At 41.8% G+C, this 18,230-nt stretch carries 18 protein-coding genes and 1 pseudogene; 3 read left to right on the top strand and 16 right to left on the bottom strand.

Translation table 11 applies throughout. The features are described from left to right. Positions 1 to 114: 114 nt before the first annotated feature. Positions 115 to 1,059 (bottom strand): D-Ala-D-Ala carboxypeptidase family metallohydrolase, encoded by a 945-nt coding sequence (locus JMW94_RS03070; protein ID WP_201601007.1) that lies wholly within the window; start codon positions 1,057 to 1,059, stop codon positions 115 to 117. 263 nt (positions 1,060 to 1,322) lie between these two features. Between JMW94_RS03070 and rodA the strand changes: the two genes are divergently transcribed. Together rodA and JMW94_RS15095 are read left to right on the top strand one after the other, a co-directional pair. Then, positions 1,323 to 2,465, top strand: coding sequence for a rod shape-determining protein RodA (gene rodA / locus JMW94_RS03065; RefSeq protein WP_060491182.1), 1,143 nt, complete (start codon positions 1,323 to 1,325; stop codon positions 2,463 to 2,465). A 1,193-nt stretch (positions 2,466 to 3,658) separates the two neighbouring features. Beyond that, positions 3,659 to 4,000 (top strand): annotated as a pseudogene (locus tag JMW94_RS15095) (septal ring lytic transglycosylase RlpA family protein); the annotation flags it as partial. A 171-nt stretch (positions 4,001 to 4,171) separates the two neighbouring features. Here the strand turns inward: JMW94_RS15095 and radA are convergent. From radA to JMW94_RS03005, 11 genes are all read right to left on the bottom strand, one after another. After that, the gene (gene radA / locus JMW94_RS03055; protein WP_201601006.1) at positions 4,172 to 5,611 is read right to left on the bottom strand and encodes a DNA repair protein RadA; all 1,440 of its coding nucleotides are present in this window, start codon (positions 5,609 to 5,611) and stop codon (positions 4,172 to 4,174) included. Between the two features lie 356 nt (positions 5,612 to 5,967). Further along, entirely contained in the window at positions 5,968 to 6,747 is a 780-nt protein-coding gene (lptB, locus tag JMW94_RS03050; RefSeq protein ID WP_413786179.1) for an LPS export ABC transporter ATP-binding protein, read from the bottom strand. A 79-nt stretch (positions 6,748 to 6,826) separates the two neighbouring features. Continuing rightward, a complete protein-coding gene (gene lptA, locus JMW94_RS03045; RefSeq protein ID WP_045452840.1) occupies positions 6,827 to 7,405 on the bottom strand; it encodes a lipopolysaccharide transport periplasmic protein LptA in 579 nt (192 codons plus the stop codon). A 90-nt stretch (positions 7,406 to 7,495) separates the two neighbouring features. After that, a complete protein-coding gene (lptC, locus tag JMW94_RS03040) occupies positions 7,496 to 8,080 on the bottom strand; it encodes an LPS export ABC transporter periplasmic protein LptC (RefSeq protein ID WP_045446404.1) in 585 nt (194 codons plus the stop codon). After that, on the bottom strand, positions 8,077 to 8,643 hold the full coding sequence (locus JMW94_RS03035; protein ID WP_060491184.1) for a KdsC family phosphatase: 567 nt from the start codon (positions 8,641 to 8,643) through the stop codon (positions 8,077 to 8,079). Before JMW94_RS03035 ends, lptC begins: the two co-directional genes overlap by 4 nt. Positions 8,644 to 8,742: 99 nt before the next feature. Continuing rightward, positions 8,743 to 9,735 carry a KpsF/GutQ family sugar-phosphate isomerase gene (locus tag JMW94_RS03030; protein ID WP_055124929.1) on the bottom strand — a complete coding sequence of 331 codons (993 nt, stop codon included), beginning with the start codon at positions 9,733 to 9,735 and terminating at the stop codon, positions 8,743 to 8,745. Between the two features lie 229 nt (positions 9,736 to 9,964). Next, a complete protein-coding gene (gene hfq, locus JMW94_RS03025) occupies positions 9,965 to 10,495 on the bottom strand; it encodes an RNA chaperone Hfq (RefSeq protein WP_201601004.1) in 531 nt (176 codons plus the stop codon). Between the two features lie 471 nt (positions 10,496 to 10,966). Next, on the bottom strand, positions 10,967 to 12,115 hold the full coding sequence (miaA, locus tag JMW94_RS03020) for a tRNA (adenosine(37)-N6)-dimethylallyltransferase MiaA (protein WP_201600989.1): 1,149 nt from the start codon (positions 12,113 to 12,115) through the stop codon (positions 10,967 to 10,969). A 92-nt stretch (positions 12,116 to 12,207) separates the two neighbouring features. Further along, complete coding sequence (gene mutL / locus JMW94_RS03015; protein ID WP_227685395.1) at positions 12,208 to 14,052, bottom strand: DNA mismatch repair endonuclease MutL; 1,845 nt, start codon at positions 14,050 to 14,052, stop codon at positions 12,208 to 12,210. Positions 14,053 to 14,160: 108 nt separating this feature from the next. Then, positions 14,161 to 14,685 carry a tRNA (adenosine(37)-N6)-threonylcarbamoyltransferase complex ATPase subunit type 1 TsaE gene (gene tsaE, locus JMW94_RS03010; protein WP_201600987.1) on the bottom strand — a complete coding sequence of 175 codons (525 nt, stop codon included), beginning with the start codon at positions 14,683 to 14,685 and terminating at the stop codon, positions 14,161 to 14,163. Next, positions 14,678 to 15,301, bottom strand: coding sequence for a 6-pyruvoyl trahydropterin synthase family protein (locus tag JMW94_RS03005; protein ID WP_055124932.1), 624 nt, complete (start codon positions 15,299 to 15,301; stop codon positions 14,678 to 14,680). The genes tsaE and JMW94_RS03005 overlap by 8 nt, the downstream gene beginning before the upstream one ends. A gap of 396 nt (positions 15,302 to 15,697) precedes the next feature. On the opposite strand from JMW94_RS03005, the gene JMW94_RS14955 reads away from it, so the two are divergent. Further along, entirely contained in the window at positions 15,698 to 15,820 is a 123-nt protein-coding gene (locus JMW94_RS14955) for a hypothetical protein (protein WP_020443648.1), read from the top strand. Positions 15,821 to 15,908: 88 nt separating this feature from the next. Here the strand turns inward: JMW94_RS14955 and JMW94_RS03000 are convergent, their stop codons facing one another. The 4 genes from JMW94_RS03000 to JMW94_RS02985 form a co-directional block, all read right to left on the bottom strand. Next, positions 15,909 to 16,241 (bottom strand): YnfA family protein, encoded by a 333-nt coding sequence (locus tag JMW94_RS03000; protein ID WP_201539692.1) that lies wholly within the window; start codon positions 16,239 to 16,241, stop codon positions 15,909 to 15,911. 2 nt (positions 16,242 to 16,243) lie between these two features. Then, positions 16,244 to 17,059 (bottom strand): PhzF family phenazine biosynthesis protein, encoded by an 816-nt coding sequence (locus JMW94_RS02995; RefSeq protein WP_201600975.1) that lies wholly within the window; start codon positions 17,057 to 17,059, stop codon positions 16,244 to 16,246. A gap of 73 nt (positions 17,060 to 17,132) precedes the next feature. Continuing rightward, positions 17,133 to 17,462 carry a DHCW motif cupin fold protein gene (locus tag JMW94_RS02990; protein WP_060491190.1) on the bottom strand — a complete coding sequence of 110 codons (330 nt, stop codon included), beginning with the start codon at positions 17,460 to 17,462 and terminating at the stop codon, positions 17,133 to 17,135. A 61-nt stretch (positions 17,463 to 17,523) separates the two neighbouring features. After that, the gene (locus JMW94_RS02985; protein WP_201600972.1) at positions 17,524 to 17,985 is read right to left on the bottom strand and encodes a methyltransferase family protein; all 462 of its coding nucleotides are present in this window, start codon (positions 17,983 to 17,985) and stop codon (positions 17,524 to 17,526) included. Between the last annotated feature and the right edge of the window lie 245 nt (positions 17,986 to 18,230).

Here is an 18,230-nt window from a genome sequence, read left to right as displayed (position 1 = left end):
CTAAACTATTCATCATTTAGCGCTGCCTTTCATCAGTATTATTATAGCGCTTTTACTCTACTTTAATTCGCTCTGGTTTATATTTATTTGATTTTTTGATAGATCATAAATGACTTAATAGCGGCACGAAGATGAGCTGCTGGCGTGATTGAAGCCCCATTTACGGTAACCATCCGTGTCTAGATGTATCGCACCCGTAGCATATAGCCCTAAACCAAAATTATGAGATTGCCCCTGATATTGCCAAAACTGGCATAAGCCATCTTGCATCGTACTGAGCCGCCATAAGTTATCTTCATACTCTGGCACCCAGATGTCGATAGCACTGGCATTCATATGCTTGCTACTATCGGCACCGCCTGCACAGTCATTAAGACCAGGACTGCGATATACCGAGCGTATTTCACTACTGATGGGTAGAATTCCTTGATGCTTCAATTCGCCGTACAAGCGTAATGTTGGGACGATATTTGCCCATAATTCTTGCGGTGGTAACTGATAAGGCTCATAACCACATTTGCTCCAGCTTCGCGCTGTTGTGAGCAACTGCGACATAGGCGGTACATTTTGTGCGCCTACCCGCGAATTTAGGTAGCGTTGAAAATCTGCTACTTGCCTAGCACGGTAGCTATTGCTATTCAACCACGCGTTAAAATCCATACTAATAGAATCAGTATAAGTACTATTGTAAGTATTATTCGCAGTGCTGTAGCTGTTATTACTGTAAGTTGTATTATAAGCAGGCGCGCGCCGATTGACATTCATGCGCTTATTTTCTTCAATAGAGAGACTGTCATCGAAATCAAAATCACGCTGCTTTTGAGCAATCAATCCTTGCATGCTATCGCCACTCAGCATGGTAACGCCAGAATTATAGCTTGTAGTATTCGCCGAAGGTCTGATGTGAGCATTACTGCTACTACCTTGACGTACTTGGATACGGCGCTCACTATTGTCGCTGATAATAGCGGCATGAACAGAGATGCTACTGGCACACATGAGTAGTGCAAGCATAGGCTTGTGAATCTGCCTATAAGGATATTTTTTTGTATTGGTCATTGCAACAAGCTACCGCTAAAAACGTTTTATCGATACTATCAAATTTTCAGCAAGCAAGCTAAACTATCGCCTCTAATCAGAGGCGTGTTATTGGTAATTAACACTTATCCTTATAATTTTTATAATTATGTGACTTTATTTCTTATGTGTTACTTTATCTACGATATTTTACTTGCATAGATATAAATATGGTGCGATTACCTTTAAATGTTGATTTGATTTGAAACTTCCCTCTTACCTCAATTGCCAGACACACTTTGCCTATGTCTTCTAATCCGCAATACCGTTTTTCACGTCAGAGCCATCATTTAGGCCAAGGTCATGCACCATCGTTATGGCAGCGTATACATATCGATCCATGGTTGACCCTCCTCTTATTGACGGTTTGCTGCATTGGTTTGACAATTTTATATAGTGCGGCTGGTCAAGATGTCGGTATGGTATTACGTCAAATGGTCAGCTATGGTGTGGCCTTTACGGTTATGTTTATCATGGCACAGATACCGCCTAGCCTTTATCGCACTTTTACACCCATCTTCTATGTAATGGGATTAATTTTATTGGTATTGGTCGATATCATCGGTGAAGTACGTATGGGTGCTCAGCGCTGGATTAATTTACCAGGGTTTGGCAGTGTGCAACCCTCAGAATTTATGAAACTTGGGATGCCAATGATGTGTGCTTGGTTTTTATCCAAGCGTGATCTACCGCCCTCTCTATCTAGCATCGTCATTACCTTAGCCTTAATCATCGTCCCTGTATTATTAATTGCAAAAGAACCTGATCTTGGGACGTCGCTATTGGTGGCAGCCAGTGGTATTTTTGTGCTTTTTTTGGCAGGGTTGTCTTGGCGATTGATTTCAGCTGCCGCCATATTAGCGATACCGCTTATTGCGATTGCTTGGAATTTTCTATTACATGATTATCAGCGTACCCGTGTCTTAACACTGCTAAATCCTGAAGCTGATGTACAAGGGGCTGGGTGGAATATCATTCAGTCAAAAACCGCTATCGGTGCGGGTGGGCTCACTGGTAAGGGCTATTTAGAAGGCACGCAGTCGCATTTACATTTTTTACCAGAGGGTCATACTGATTTTATTATCGCGGCTTTTTCAGAAGAGTTTGGCTTGTTGGGCGTGATTTTATTAATGTTCATTTATTCCTGTTTGCTCCTGCGCGCCTTATACATCGCTTTCACCCATCCTGATGTATACAGTAGATTACTAGCGGGTGCAATTGCCATGTCTTTCTTTGTTTATGTATTCGTTAATGTGGGTATGGTTGGTGGTATTTTACCCGTCGTCGGCGTTCCTCTGCCCTTCATTAGCTATGGCGGTACTGCGATCGTCACTTTGATGGCAGGATTTGGACTACTTATGTCGATTCACACTCACAAGCCCAATTGATGCAAAGTTACTAGTGATTCTCTAATGAACACTCAAACTTTACTTAATGCTATTCATATTAAAAATCAAAAAAACATACGCTATATAAAAGTCATAAGGCGGATAAATCAGCCAATTAAAGCCTTCATTTAGAATGTTGTTACATGCAAAATGGTTGAAAATAAATATAAATCAATTACAAATTAAGGGTTTCTAACAAATTTTATTGTTTCATCATTTTATGGCAAGTCCTATAACTTGCCATAAAAACCCTCCTATCTACTTTTGATAATAAATACAAGCCATTGATTTAATTGAAATAATTAAAAATACCCTCATATTTCCTCTCATCAAAACACTTCGTTGCCAATTGGTACTGATAGATTTTAATCCTTGTTTTTTACAAATAATTGCGTTAACCTCGTTTAACTGTACTTTGATACATAACCCGTACATAGCCACTAATAAACTTTGCATTTAATTATATTTTGGTTGTAGCTCGTACGTATAGTTAGCGAATTGTAGATTCCAAGCTTTCAAATACACTACTTAATTAACGGTTTAATAACAAAGACACACGCAATGCCTTCTAAAACCTTTATTAATTTAGCAAGGTTAGAAAGTTTGTAAATAGCGCATATAGCGGACTCTATACTCAACCTTTGTATTCGGATTGGGTATTCTACTAATATCGTTAGCTGTCATTTGAGCGTTTCATAAGTATCTTTGGTCGTATTATCCTGACCCGCTTATGATAATAAAATGAAAAATTACCATACCTTAAAATCTATAAAAGCCCCGTTTAGTATCAATAATTATATGAAAAAAATATTGATGATGCGGCTTTAGAGTTTGTGACGCTGTTAGATTGGTCTAACATTGCCACGCTCAGTCTAGAACTATTAGAGTTAGATTTTAAAGTATAAGTTATAGAGGTATCTATGAATAAGCGTTTATCTGGTTTACTTACCATGTCAGCAGTATTGTTTGCTGGCTCCGCAGTTGCTACTAATGCAAATGCTGTAGAAGCCAAAACCTCTCTTGCGATGATTTCACAAGATAACGCCTCCCATATCGATCGTGTACTTGGTGAGCTTAGCCGTCAACATGATGGCGCATCAAGTTTGGTGAAGTCAGCACGCCAACCAACTTCGTTGGCACTTAGCAGCTCACTGTTAGCCAGTGACACCTCTCAACTGACTAATGATGAAGATGTATTAGAGCGTCTGACAGCCGTAGCCTCTAACTCGGTCAGTAAATTTAAGCAAACAGGCCTAGCCTCTTGGTATGGTCGTAAATTCCATGGTCGTAAAACAGCCAGTGGTGAAACATTCGATATGAATGGTTTGACAGCGGCGCATCGTTCACTGCCATTGAATTGCTATGTTAAAGTCACGAATAAGACCAATGGTAAAAGCGTCGTGGTAAAAGTGAATGATCGTGGTCCATTCCATGGTAACCGTGTGCTAGATTTGTCTTATGGTGCTGCCAAAAAACTCGGTATTACGGGTAAAGGTGTGGGTAATGTTGCTATTGAGCGCGTTTCAGGACCATAATTCTAAAAAAACAGTCTATTTGTATTAGACCATAAAAAGCGCCTAACACATCAGTGATTAGGCACTTTTTATGGTTTCAGTTTATTGTATCCATTAGGCTACAGATAAAGCTGTAGCGCTTAGCAATAATTTATAAAACAAGGTGTAATCAAAATGATTAACCCTTACACCTTACAGTTCAAATGCACTTTCAATGGCATCATCGAGACGTTCAACGGCAATCACATTGATGCCTTTAAATTGAGGAGCATCCTTAGCAGGCGCATTGGCTTTTGGGATAATGGCATGCTTAAATCCATGTTTCATCGCTTCCTTTAAACGTTCTTGACCGTTCGGTACAGGGCGAATTTCACCCGACAATCCCACTTCACCAAATACGGCCAATGACGATGGCAAGGCTTTTTCTTTAATACTTGAGGCACAAGCCAACAATACCGCTAAGTCAGACCCAGTCTCTATAACCTTGACACCACCGACGACGTTGACATACACATCTTGTCCGCTGGTATGAATACCGCCATGACGATGCATGACGGCCAGCAGCATGGACAGACGCTGAAAATCCAATCCTAATGCCATTCGTCTAGGTGATCCTTGCGAATCATCGACTAACGCTTGTACCTCCACCAACAAGGGTCGTGTGCCTTCGCGGCTGACCATGACGACAGATCCAGCAACAGGTTTGTCATAGCGACTCAAAAATATCGCTGATGGATTGGCGACCTCTTTCAGTCCCATATCCGTCATACCGAAAATACCTAATTCGTTGACGGCACCGAAGCGGTTTTTAACGGCACGAATCATCCGAAAACGTGAGTCTGATTGACCTTCAAAATATAAGACCGTATCAACCATGTGTTCAAGAACGCGCGGCCCTGCGAGCGTGCCTTCCTTGGTCACGTGACCCACTAAAAATAGCGCGGTGCCAGTCTGTTTGGCATAGCGAGTCAAGATAGCCGCAGACTCTCGAATTTGACTGACGCCGCCAGGTGCAGAATTGATTGCATCCGTATAAATGGTTTGAATAGAGTCAATAATAGCGATGGCGGGCTGCTCTTGAGTCAAGGCGGCACAAATAGTTTCTACATTGGTTTCGGCAAGTACGCGTAATCTATCAGCTGGTAAATCTAAGCGTCTAGCGCGCATAGCAACCTGTGCCAATGATTCTTCACCAGTCACATACAAGGCGCTACCTGCCAATGAGTCGGCACGTGCCATATTAGTCGCAGTTTGCAGCAAAATCGTCGATTTACCGATACCAGGGTCACCGCCGATTAAAACGACTGAACCAGCAACCAATCCTCCACCAAGTACACGATCAAACTCACTAATACCAGTTGGTAAGCGTGTGTCTAGCGTTACGCTCACAGCATTAAGCGGCATGACCGCACTATGCGTACCCGAATAATTTCCTGCTGGTGCACCACCTGATTCACGAGAGGCTGATCGATTTGCTACTGGTTTAGAAATGTTTTTATTGTGATGCGGCATGCTGACATTTGGTGCTTCAACCAAGCTATTCCATTCACCGCAATCGGTACATTGCCCTGCCCACTTGCCAAAATGCGCGCCGCAATGCTGACAGACATAACTGCTCTTATTTTTTGCCATAACGTATGAACCTTATTCAAGTGTCCAATCAAAATTAATTGATAAAATATCGTGACGCTCTGATAAGCGTTAATTTGAGAATGATTTTTGAGATAAATTAGCCATCAGTATGATGGACTAGATCTTATAGAAGAGGTAATGCTAAATATGATGAATAGCTAGATATAGGAAAAGTAGCAAGCGCTGTCTTGAGAACTTAATGGAAATTATAAGTTTAACAGACAGCGTGAATAGTAGCGCGAAAAACACGTTGAAATATTAGGGATGTATTGAACATTTAAAAATACGCAGAGCTAATCGATGCGCATTTAGCAAAAATGTATTCGAGACAAGCACAATGTTCAACACATCCTCATTTATACGTGAAAGTCTTTACCCAAATAAACGGCTTTCACCAATTCATTTTCTAACACTTCACTAGAAGTACCCTCAGCGATAATAGCACCTTCTGAGACGATATAAGCTTTCTCACAAATAGCCAAGGTATCGCGAACGTTATGATCGGTAATCAAAACACCAATACCACGATTTTTGAGGGTCAAAATAACGTCTTTGATATCACCAACAGAGATAGGATCCACGCCTGCAAATGGCTCATCTAATAAAATGAATTTTGGGTCAGCCGCCAATGCACGGGCAATTTCACAGCGACGACGCTCACCACCTGATACGCTCATGCCTAATGATTTTCGTACATGCTCTAAATGGAACTCACCGATTAACTTTTCAAGTTCTTGCTTTTGCTCGCTTTTATTCAATTCTTTACGAGTTTCTAAAATAGCCAAGATGTTGTCTTCGATAGACAATTTTCGAAAAATAGACGCCTCTTGTGGTAAGTAACCAATTCCTGCCCGTGCACGCTCATGCATGGCATATTTAGACAGATCCATTTTTCCTAAAGTGACACGGCCTTTGTCCATATTGACCAACCCTACCACCATATAAAAGCTGGTTGTCTTCCCTGCACCATTTGGACCTAATAAACCAACGACCTGCCCTTGTTCTACGGAGAAAGAGACATCTTTCACAACCCAGCGCTTACCATAGCGTTTGCCTAGATTTTGCATTGATAGTCGCGTCGCAGGTGCTACGTTATTGTTGGTTGCTAAAGGGTTTGTATTTTTATTATCACTCATAACTTACTCATACGGTTGCAGAATTCAAGCACTGATACACTAAAGGGTGTTGATACAGTTACATTAACCATTCAGATTTTTAGCGGATGCTACTTTGGCTACCATTACTACTGGGCGGAAAAACCAACTCTACGCGCTGATTACCGCCAGCAGTTGCTTCAACATCACCAGCTTTTAGGCTATAACGAATGACATTACCCGCAAAACTTGCGCCATTTTGAACCAACTTAGCATTACCCGTCAAAGTAACAATACCCGTGACCGCATTATAATCAATCTTATTGGCTTGACCTTTTGCCAGCCCTTTTTCTTGTGTGACTACCTGTTGCATGGTTGCAGGGCGTCCGGTCGCTACTGCTGAATTGATACTGCGACCCTGTGATAGGTTAACCGTAATGTTATCAGCGGTCATTTTAAACGTACCTTGAGTGATAATGACACTACCCGAGTAGCTGGTAACGCCTGTACGCTCACTATAGGTTGCTTTATCAGCCAATAGTTTGATTTCTTGATTGGCATCTGATGGCAGCGCATGACTGTAAAGTGGTAGTGCCAGCAGCATAACCGTTGGCAGCACATGTAATTGACGCAAGCGGCACGATGTTAGATTGAAGCGTGCTAATGATGAGCGCAAAGTAGGCAAAAATTTAGATGTCATAAAAATCACTCGTTTTATAATGGGTAGTAGGATTTGCAAACTTTATGCTAGCTGCTATTTTTATTACATAGTCAATAAAAGTTACTGCGATCAAAACAGTGCTTTATCTTGGCGTTCAGCTGGAGTAAAAGCGACAGCCACTTGACCAAACTCATATTCACCGGTCTCAAGGTTGGCGGTCATGCTAGAAGCTTCAAACCGATTCATGCCTTGTTCAATCTTAACAGGCGCGTCACTATATACTTGCCCTGATTTGGTATTGCCTTTAAGGATACTACCTGTCACCTTTATCGGTTCAATATCTGGCGCGTCTTTATTGCCTTCACTGACCAGTGAAAAGCCCCCTGACAAGCTGAGTTCACCCGTCTGCTGACTGATAGCAGCACTACCCGCTTCAATACGATAACGCTGCTCTGCCGATGGCTCCCAATTCATAGTGATGCCTGACATCTCGTCTAAATTGGTCTCTGGATTGTGCGTCAATGTTTTGGCAGTCAGCTCATACTCAGTTTCGCCTTTCTCATTAGTTTGTACCGCTTTGATATCTGTTGCTTCATAATCAACATCGGTCGCTTCCATGCTAACTGGCGGCGCTATCTCTCCTTGCTGTTGAAAAAACCAACCTGCAATACCAGCAATAATCAAGGCAAGAACTATTAAAACACGAGTATTCACGACAAATTATCCTGAGTTTTTGCTGCATCAAGCGTATAGTGCGCGATGAAGTCTTGATAGTGTCCATGACCTTTCAAAATGAGGTCACATACTTCACGTACAGCGCCAGTGCCACCTGCTCGGGTGGTGACCATGTCACTGCGATTGATGACTTCAGCATGCGCATTGGGTACTGTTGCAGCAAATCCAACGGTCTGCATCGCTTTAATGTCTGGTAAATCATCGCCCATATAAGCGCAATCAGCAGCCGTGATATTGAGCGCTGGATCAAGTATGGTTAGCAGCTCATTTAAAGCAACCAGCTTATCATCACGACCTTGCACCACATAATTAACGCCCATTTCCGCGGCGCGCTTATCTACCATGGCACTGCTACGACCTGTAATAATAGCCGTCAAAATGCCATAACGTGCTAACGACTTAACGCCTACGCCATCATGGACAGAAAAGGCCTTGGTCTCGATACCATTGGCATCATAGATAATTTGACCGTTTGATAAAATACCATCGACATCCATTATCAACAGCTTTACTTGTCCGGCTTTTTTGATTAAGTCTTGCATCATGTCCCTCTTTCTTAAGGCTATTTTTTACATTTTATTGTTATAAATCGATACTGTGTGAATCTATACTGTACAAACCGATATCTTTATTAATTCTATTTATTTTACACCAGCTTGTAGCAAATCATGTACCGTAATAATTGCTTCTAAACGATCTTGGTCGTCAATAATTAGCAACTGGCTAATGCCATTTTCATTCATCACACTGAGCGCGTCTGATGCGCGCATGGTCTTGCTAATGCGCCGTGGATTACTAACCATTACTTCACCCATCGGCGTTTGCAAATCGATGCCTTTTTCTAGACCACGGCGTAGGTCACCATCTGTGAATACCCCAACCACCTTATCATTATCATCGGTCACCACCGTCATTCCTAAGCGCCCAGCAGACATAGTAAAAAGCGCTTCTTGCAGTGGCGCTTGCTGATGAATGAGTGGCAAATCTTCTGACTTAGTATGCATTAAATCTTCAACTCGCGTTAGCAGCTGACGACCTAATGCGCCTGCTGGATGCGATAATGCGAAATCCTCTGAGGTAAAGTTGCGCGCATGGACTAAGGCAACGGCCAATGCATCGCCAAGCGCTAAGGTCGCCGTGGTACTGGAAGTAGGAGCAAGATTAAGTGGACAGGCCTCTTGCGACTTACCGAGCGTCAATACAATGTTCGCGGCACGAGGCAACATACCACGCTTATCACGGCTAATACTAATCAGTGGAATATTTAGGTGTTTGACCACTGGCAGCAGCATCTTAATCTCATCGGACTCACCAGAGTTAGAGATAGCAAGCAGTACATCACCTTTTACCAACATGCCTAAATCGCCATGCCCAGCTTCACCAGGATGCATAAAAAAGGCTGGCGTGCCAGTAGAGGCAAACGTCGCCGCTATTTTACGCCCAATCAATCCTGACTTACCCATACCAGTGACCACGACTCGACCCTTACAAGCCAAAATAATATCGCATGCTTGTGCAAACCTATCGTCTATCTGCTCTGTTAGTAAAGCCAATGCCGATATCTCAGTGTTAATCGCTTCGATGGCCTTACTAATAAACTGCTCATGGGTTAGATTGATTTGGGTATTACTCATGGATTCGCTCTATTTTATAATGAATCAATACTGTATTTTACTATACTATGCCCAATATTAATAATAATCTACGAAACCAATCGCTAACAACTCGGCACGTCATTTTAGACCATTATTATACGTTTATTTATGCAAAAAAAACCCACTATAAAAAGTAGGTTTTGATCGGATAAATCACGTATTAGTAATGCGCCTTCGATAATGAATCTTTCTCTCTAACCCTTGGTCTCTAACCATTGTTATCATTAGATCCATCATTTGGCTTTTCCTCAAAACCCGTATTTTCTGCTGGGTTTTCGAAACCACGGTCTTGACCAAAACCGCCACGCTCAAAGCCACGCTCCTGACTCTGACCAAAGCTACCACGCTCAAAACCACGATCTTGACCTTGGCTAAAGCCGCCACGATTAAAACCACTGCGATTAGACGCAAAACCGCGCTCTTCAAAGCCACCTGTGCTAGCAGCATTACTACCACGTTCAAACCCACCACCTTGATAACCTGCTGGAGCAGCGCTTTGCGGTTGGGTGCTCGTACCTGTCGTCGTACTGCTGCGTGGATTACGTGCCGGCACGACGGTTGAGATAGCGTGTTTGTATACCATTTGACTGACAGTGTTTTTGAGCAATACCACGTACTGATCAAATGATTCAATCTGACCTTGCAGCTTGATACCATTGACCAAAAAAATAGAGACAGGAATGCGATCTTTGCGCAGCGAGTTCAAAAACGGATCTTGTAAAGTTTGTCCTTTTGACATGAGAGCTCTCCTAAATATTATTAATTATGTTTTAGTGCCAATTATTTTAAGTGTTAATTTAATTATAATGGCTAACGGCAGATACAATAATAAATTTTCTTTATAAAACGTATCTAAATAAACGCTACTTGTTCTTAAGTGATTCCACTTTATCGCGAATACATTATTATTGTAAATAATTAAGTAACTAGTTGTTTCATTAGTTATTTTTATCAACAAACGTCAATTAATATTGATTAAAAACACAGTTAGGCTAATATTACACCTACTATTTTGATGAATTTAAATTATAACAGCTATCTACGATATATTTTGATACTAATTGTCATTACTTTCTAATAGTTGCATAGAGCTTTTTGCAATACTATAATTTTAGTACACCATATTGTATTTATAAGGTATTAACTCATACCATATTTTGAGGCGATAGTGATTTTGCTATAACTGATAGCTTTAGTATCATTGATAGATTTAATATAAATAGTCTCTTGCCTGCGCCATCGTCGTGAATGCTTTTACCACCATATTGCGGTCTATAGAATAGCCTTCCTCGCTAAAGGTATCGGCTGCTATCGCCCCATCCATGGAATTACTAGGCAATTGCATGACTTTGCGTAACCATGTGTACTGACGTTTTGCCAATTGTCTTGTCGCATATAATGCCTTATTTTGCATTTGCTGACAAGCAAGTGCCTCGGTCGCACCATCAGATAAGCTTGATTGATCTGAAGACTGGAGTACTTCAAAAGCACTGTAAAATTGCGCTTTGTCTAGATGAGGCTGTTCAAATACTGGGTGATCGATATGTACTAGGTATTCTAGTACTTGGCGATAACCAACGCAGCGCATGGATGGTAGATTTGGTGTTAAAGGATAGCGCTCCAGCAGACCAATGACCTCAGTCACCAACCCGTCATTCCACATGATATCTAAACGCTGCTCGATACGTGTATGCAACCATGGACGATCAGGCATGACTATCAATGCATGCCATTGCTGATTGGGATTATTTGCCAATGCCTGCTTGGGCTTTCGCTGCCAGTCACTTATAGGAATATCAGTTTGCAGATAAACTTCAACTGCTCGGGTGATGCGCTGAGTATCAGTCGCATTAAGGCGCTCATGGCTGATCGGATCTATCTCACCCAAATAGTCGTAAAGCGCACTAATGCCTTTATCTTGCCTCCACTGCTCCACACGTGCGCGAACACTATCATCACTATCAGGTACTGGAGATAGCCCGTCTAGCAGCGCCATGTAATACATCATAGTACCGCCAACCAGCAACGGTATTTTGCCATTCTCGTGACAGCTATCAATCAAACGGGCAACGTCATGCACAAATTCGGCGACGCTATAGCTCTGCATAGGATCGATAATATCAACCAAATGATGTGGATAACGCGCCAACTCAATAGCGGTTGGTTTTGCCGTACCGATATTCATATCACGATAAATCAGCGCTGAATCTACTGAAATTAGCTCATAACGCCCTGTATCATATAACTCATAAGCCAGTGCAGTCTTGCCACTTGCTGTCGGCGCCATCAAACACACCACGCTATTATCCGCTAAATTGGCGTTTAGGCGATAAGATGAGCTGTCGGATGAAAGTTGCATAGGCTTGCCTTTATTAATGATATTAGTAGCAATAAATAACTTTGAGCGGTGTCATTGCTAAAATTTGCTTATTATATTTTTTGTCGTTATAGCTATCTTGACTCAGACGCAGATAATAGCATCAATGTTGCTAATTGATTACCATCTATCGCTTTAATCGCATGCTGAGTCAGTAACGCGTCGATATCCGCCAAGAACACCATCAAATCTTGCTTTGACATCTGCATGCTCACGGCGGCAAGTTGTTGATTAATGTCATTTGCATTGTGCAACCATTGATCTTTTTTACCTGCCCTATTACTAAGTAAACTTGACTCAAATAATGAACGCATCTTTGATTGCCAATTCTCTGCACCGATCAATACACATTGGCTTTGATGATAAAACAATAGCCAAGGTAGCGCTTTGTCCTCACTATATGTTGTGCCAACAGATTCGGTTAATGCCTCATTTAAATGAGTAACAACATCTAGGCAATAAGGCAAAGATGTCGAATGTGTTGCGACATCGTTAGCGATATCTCTAGTGTTTTGACTTATTTTCTCAGAAACACTTGATACGTTTAAGGTTTGAGGCGAATACCTATTTTCTGACAACTGATAGGGTTGTTTGGGCGCTTTTACCTGATGGCTTTTGCTTGAATGAATGGTCGTTGATGTGTTTGGCATTACAGTAGCGAATGCATTATCGATAGACAGATTACTATCTACTACCTCACTATTACCTAGTATTTGAATCGTATCATTAGCATTAGTAGATCTGATCGTCTCTGTAATCACTACCGTCTTAAGTTTTGCCCGAATCGCATGGCTTACATGCGCCATAATATTATTGAGCGGACTTATTTTGATACGCTGTTTAGATGGATGCACATTGATATTGAGCCACTGAGTGGGCAAATCAAAATAAAGCGCATAGCCAATTCCTACCAACTGAGCAGTTTGGGCAAGTTGGCGTAGCTGATTGCTTATCAATGCTTCTTTGACCAGTCTTCCATTCACATAGATTAACTTTGGTAAGGTATCCTGCGAATCAGTGATAGGCCATAACCAACCATTAACGCTCGCTTGATCGCCAAAGCTATTATTAACATACTCTCTAGATGGCTGCATTAAACTGGTGAAGTCTATCGCTATCTCTAACGCCTTCTTGGTTAACAGTAACCCAGTCGCTTGCTCAAGACGTGCCAATGGCAAAGGATGGACATTATTATTGCCATTAGCATTTGTAGAAACAGCACTTAAAGACTTTGAGTTTGAAAGCCTTGTAGTTGAAGACATGGTACTTAAAGACATCGCACTTGAAGAAAGTGACAATCGTTTTTTATTATCATGAAACAGCGTCAGCGCCACATCTGCTCGCGCCAAAGCCACTTCGCGCACAATCGTTTCGATATGACCGAACTCCGTCGCAATAGATTTCAAATTGCCACGGCGTGCTGGTACATTAAAATATAAATCCTTAACCGAAATGGTCGTACCACGATGATGCACAACTGGCATGAGCTTTGGCGCATCATCTAACACACCCGCGACTTGCAACTGGCGACCGATGTCACTGTCATCATGGCTACTGGTTAAAGTCAGCCGAGATACTGCCGCCGTCGCCGCTAGTGCTTCCCCGCGAAAACCCAACGTCGTAATACCGTGTAAGTTAGCGACATCCGCGACTTTACTGGTTGCATGACGGGTAATTGCCATGACCATATCATCGGGATGAATACCCACGCCATTGTCGACCACTTCAATCATACCCATGCCGCCTTGAGTAATATGTATCTCAATATTGGTCGCACCAGCGTCAATGGCGTTTTCTAGCAGCTCCTTGACTACGGCTGCTGGGCGTGTCACTACTTCACCCGCTGCCAATTGATTAATAAGCAGCGGCGATAGTTTTTTGATGCGAGTATAAGAATGATTATATGGCATTTGCGGCATTAAGAGGTATCGTTGTTTTACGTGATGATAAATAGTACTGGCAGATATTGATGACTTATATTAAAGTCTGTTGAACTATTAAAGTCTGTTGAACATTCAAATGTATAATTAAATCTTAATAGAGGATAAATCCAAGCCTTGCGCTTGTCCAGCCTTCGATAGCCGCAGCTCGACTTGACGAGACTCATTATCCTTATCAGTGCTAGTAGCTTGCGTCATATCGATAAACAAGGTGGGCGGCGGTAAATAGCTGTCCGCACGGCTTGCCCATTCGATGATAACCAACGCATTAGGCTCATCCAAGTACTCATCAAAACCGATAAAAGACAGTTCTTCTGGGTCTTGCAGACGATACAAATCCGCGTGGTAAACTGGCTTGATCGAGCCATCTTTTTGCTCGATGCTATAAGGCTCAACCAAAGTATAAGTCGGGCTTTTGACGGCACCTGCATGCCCGAGCGCCTGCAACCAATAGCGAGTCAGAGTCGTTTTACCTGCCCCTAAATCACCTGCCAGCCAAACACTACCTGTCAAGGGTAAAGCTGCCAATTGCGTAGCCAAACGCTGAGTATCAGCTTCTGTATACAGTATCAGCGTTTTAGTGTTTTTGTCCTCTGTTGTACTATTAGGCATCAGGCTTACCTGCCTGCACTTGCGTCTGTACCTGCATAGTCACTGTTGGGTTGATAAAGCTTTCACCGCGGATCAATTTGGCATATAGCTCAGGGTCGTGCCACTCGGCACTGACTTGATCGCTAAACTCAAACGCTTCTAGATGAAGCTTACCCATTTGCTCATTAGCCACATCATCAGCAAAGCACTGCGCGTAACCGGTTGCGGTTTCATGTGCAATCACCGAGTAAACGCTGACATCAGATTCACCGTTTTGCATTTGGGTTTGTTTTAAAATTTCTTGCGCCCAAAAGAATATCACGCGTGAAAATTGCTCTGCCGATGGCGATACTGGCAAACTTATCCAGCGTGCACTGAATTTTTTACAGGCAGCGACATACTCAGGGTCGTCTTTATTCCAAAAACAAATCGCGTGATCAAAGCTATCGATAATGTCCTTGATAGACGATTTTAATAAGCCAAAATCATAGACCATTTGCCCGTGATCCAAGCGCTTCGCCTCAAGAATCAGTTCAATCTGATAACTATGACCATGGATAGAGTGTTTGCAGCGCTCAGAGCTACAATTACGCACAATATGTGCATTTTCAAATTTAAAAAGTTTACGGATACGCATAACAGTCAACCAAAACAGTAAGCATTTTTATGCTAAATATGAATATTATAAAAGTTTGCCGCGACGACTTATCGGCTTGTGGCTTATTATAGCAAATCGTGATGACTCCGTAAGTAAGCACTTATTAATAGCAGTATTGACTAAATAAATCCATGGCATCGAAAATCTACTTATAAAATTCATTTATCAGACAAATTTTTAGAAGGAGCATTAAACAAAGGAAGAATACAGGATTGACTCGAATCGTAGGTGAATTGTGCTAGCGCTATCTATTGCGACCCCTTAAGCATATACTCATTGCAGTACGCACTATTTGCGTCATCAGCATTAATCTAACCTTCAAGCTATTTACATTGGCTTAAAAGGTATTACGGCTTATCTCAAGAGGAAAAAACCATGAGTAAAGGTCAAGACAGTAAAAAGAACGTAAAAAAGAAACCGCTATTAACGGCAAAAGAGAAAAAAGCCGCCAAACAATCTAAGAAAGACGACAACGGCAGTATCTTAGGTAAACATTAATATTTAGTGCATCATTGTGCCATTTAAAAAATGCCAATCGAACCTCACGGTTTGATTGGCATTTTTTATGCTAGGTGCGGTCTTTATGCTAAGCACCGCGCGGCGCAAACATAATAATTGCCATACCTAATAACGCAACCGCAGAACCTACTATATCCCACGTGGTCGGCCTGATACCATTCACCGCCCATAACCATAAAATAGCCATCGAAATATACACGCCGCCATAAGCCGCGTAGACTCTACCAGCTGCGGCAGGATGTAAAGACAACAGCCAAACGAAAGCGACCAAGCTTAGTACGCCAGGGACAAGCAGCCAAATAGACTTACCTTCTCGCAGCCATAGATAAGGCAAATAGCAGCCCGCAATCTCTGCTAATGCGGTCAGTGCAAACAGTCCAACGGTTTTTAATTCAGTCAACCCTATGACTCCTCGATCGTGATAAAACCTGTCATATACTGAACGGCATGACCAGAAATAATGACTCTATCGCCAGCGACGACACAGTCTAGAACCCCGCCGCGACGTGATGCTTGATAAGCGACCAAGTGATTTTTACCCAAACGCTCAGCCCATAATGGTGCAAGACCAGTATGCACTGAGCCAGTTACTGGGTCTTCACCGCCACCATTATTTGACCAAAAATATCGTGATATAAAATCATAATGATTATAAACGTCCGATTCAGCCTGACAAGTCACCACCACATTTAATGGTAACAACTCTTTTAATTTCTCATTATCACACTCTACATTGAATACGTCAGACTCAGATTCACAAACGACAAAATAGGCTTTCTCATTTCGGTAAACCTCAATGGGTACAATAGAGAAACCCGCTAACAAACTATCCGGAATATCATAAACTTTTTCAGGCTTTGTGTTTGGAAAATCCATTTGAATTTTACCAGAGTCCGTTTTTACGATTGTCAAAATACCAACGGCTTTGGCAGAAAACTTTATGGATGTTAAAGTAGCGTTTTTGTTGAATAAAACAAAAGCGGATGCCAATGTACCATGCCCGCAAAAAGCAATCTCAGTGAAGGGCGAAAACCAGCGAATATGATAAATATTTTTATCATCAGAGACGATAAAACCTGTCTCAGATAAATTATTCTCAAAAGCGATAGACTGCATCAAATCATCACTTAACCAATTATCTGTAATGATAACCGCCGCTGAATTCCCCTTAAAAACCGTATCCGTAAAAGCATCGATGACATTAATTTCTAGTTGCATTTTATGTTCTCGCTTTATTTTTATAGATCTATGGTTTTATAGCTTTATGAATTTTATGGTGTTACTGGCAATATCAATCAACAATAAATAGCTTAGCGCCTATCTTCGTTGACGAACGATGTGCAATCGTATTGTCCGCCACTTGATAAGTCATACCCGCTGTTAAGGTAAAATTACGACCATCTTTTAGTTCGGTGTTCAGCTCGCCCTCAACACAGAATAAAATATGTCCTTTATCGCACCAGTGATCGGCAAGGTAGCCTGCGGAGTACTCAACCATATGTACATTGATATTGTTGAATTCGCAAGTCTTCCAATACCCCGTGCCCGTTTCACCTTTGTTTTCTACCGCTTCTACTGTCGTCCAATCGGTAATAGCAAAAGGTATATTTTTCATTTCCATAACGTCATCTCCCTGATTTTATTGTTCATTCATTTATCATAAAATCTTTGCTTACTATACCTCAAATCCAGCGCCGCACTTTATTTAGATAATCCTGATAAACCTCGCCAAATTTCTGTGCCATCATCCGCTCTTCTGGCTGGATTTGAAAGCGCGTTATATAAAGTATAAAAATGGGCAATAGTACAAACGCCAGAAAGTGAGAAAGATAGAACGCCCAGCCTAATAATATAAGCACCAAACCCACATACATCGGATTGCGGCTATACTGATATACGCCGCTGGTCACTAAACTAGAGACCTGCTCTAACGCTTGCGGATTGGGCGTGGTCTGAGCGATTCTAAATTGAGTCACCCCCATGATACCTAAGCTCAGACCCACCACACCCAAAGCCACTGCCAGTACAGTTGAGCCGTTGAGTGAGAACGTCAAAGCAGGAACCATTTTAGAGACGCCATACATAGCAGCAGCGGTAATAATCACTTGGGCGACTGGAGGGACTTTAAGTGCTAGAGCGTTCATGATTAGACCTCATAGAGCGTTAAATGAAAAACCTTAACAGTGAGTGCTCATTATACCTGCTCACTATTTTCGTTTTAATTTTTACTTTTAGCCCTTGACTATTTAAACCGTCAAAAAATAATTGTTTTCACCTTTTAGATGTCGCTATCGTTTATTTTTATTCTTTGCTCGCTAACCATATCACTGTATTTATACGGTTAACTGGGATTGTTATTTATCAAAATAACGCCATTTATGTAAAGTAA

It is taken from the genome of Psychrobacter immobilis, from assembly GCF_904846185.1.
Taxonomy (GTDB): domain Bacteria; phylum Pseudomonadota; class Gammaproteobacteria; order Pseudomonadales; family Moraxellaceae; genus Psychrobacter; species Psychrobacter immobilis_B.
Note: the sequence above shows the minus strand (reverse complement) of the source record. Positions and strands in the feature narration are given on the sequence as shown.

Bases quoted from the DNA above. Each gene is read 5' to 3' on its own strand.
- JMW94_RS03070 (WP_201601007.1), bottom strand. From the start codon at position 1,059: ATGACCAATACAAAAAAATATCCTTATAGGCAGATTCACAAGCCTATG.
- rodA (WP_060491182.1), top strand. From the start codon at position 1,323: ATGTCTTCTAATCCGCAATACCGTTTTTCACGTCAGAGCCATCATTTA.
- radA (WP_201601006.1), bottom strand. From the start codon at position 5,611: ATGGCAAAAAATAAGAGCAGTTATGTCTGTCAGCATTGCGGCGCGCAT.
- lptB (WP_413786179.1), bottom strand. From the start codon at position 6,747: ATGAGTGATAATAAAAATACAAACCCTTTAGCAACCAACAATAACGTA.
- lptA (WP_045452840.1), bottom strand. From the start codon at position 7,405: ATGACATCTAAATTTTTGCCTACTTTGCGCTCATCATTAGCACGCTTC.
- JMW94_RS03035 (WP_060491184.1), bottom strand. From the start codon at position 8,643: ATGCAAGACTTAATCAAAAAAGCCGGACAAGTAAAGCTGTTGATAATG.
- JMW94_RS03030 (WP_055124929.1), bottom strand. From the start codon at position 9,735: ATGAGTAATACCCAAATCAATCTAACCCATGAGCAGTTTATTAGTAAG.
- hfq (WP_201601004.1), bottom strand. From the start codon at position 10,495: ATGTCAAAAGGACAAACTTTACAAGATCCGTTTTTGAACTCGCTGCGC.
- miaA (WP_201600989.1), bottom strand. From the start codon at position 12,115: ATGCAACTTTCATCCGACAGCTCATCTTATCGCCTAAACGCCAATTTA.
- mutL (WP_227685395.1), bottom strand. From the start codon at position 14,052: ATGCCGCAAATGCCATATAATCATTCTTATACTCGCATCAAAAAACTA.
- tsaE (WP_201600987.1), bottom strand. From the start codon at position 14,685: ATGCCTAATAGTACAACAGAGGACAAAAACACTAAAACGCTGATACTG.
- JMW94_RS03005 (WP_055124932.1), bottom strand. From the start codon at position 15,301: ATGCGTATCCGTAAACTTTTTAAATTTGAAAATGCACATATTGTGCGT.
- JMW94_RS14955 (WP_020443648.1), top strand. From the start codon at position 15,698: ATGAGTAAAGGTCAAGACAGTAAAAAGAACGTAAAAAAGAAACCGCTA.
- JMW94_RS02995 (WP_201600975.1), bottom strand. From the start codon at position 17,059: ATGCAACTAGAAATTAATGTCATCGATGCTTTTACGGATACGGTTTTT.
- JMW94_RS02990 (WP_060491190.1), bottom strand. From the start codon at position 17,462: ATGGAAATGAAAAATATACCTTTTGCTATTACCGATTGGACGACAGTA.
- JMW94_RS02985 (WP_201600972.1), bottom strand. From the start codon at position 17,985: ATGAACGCTCTAGCACTTAAAGTCCCTCCAGTCGCCCAAGTGATTATT.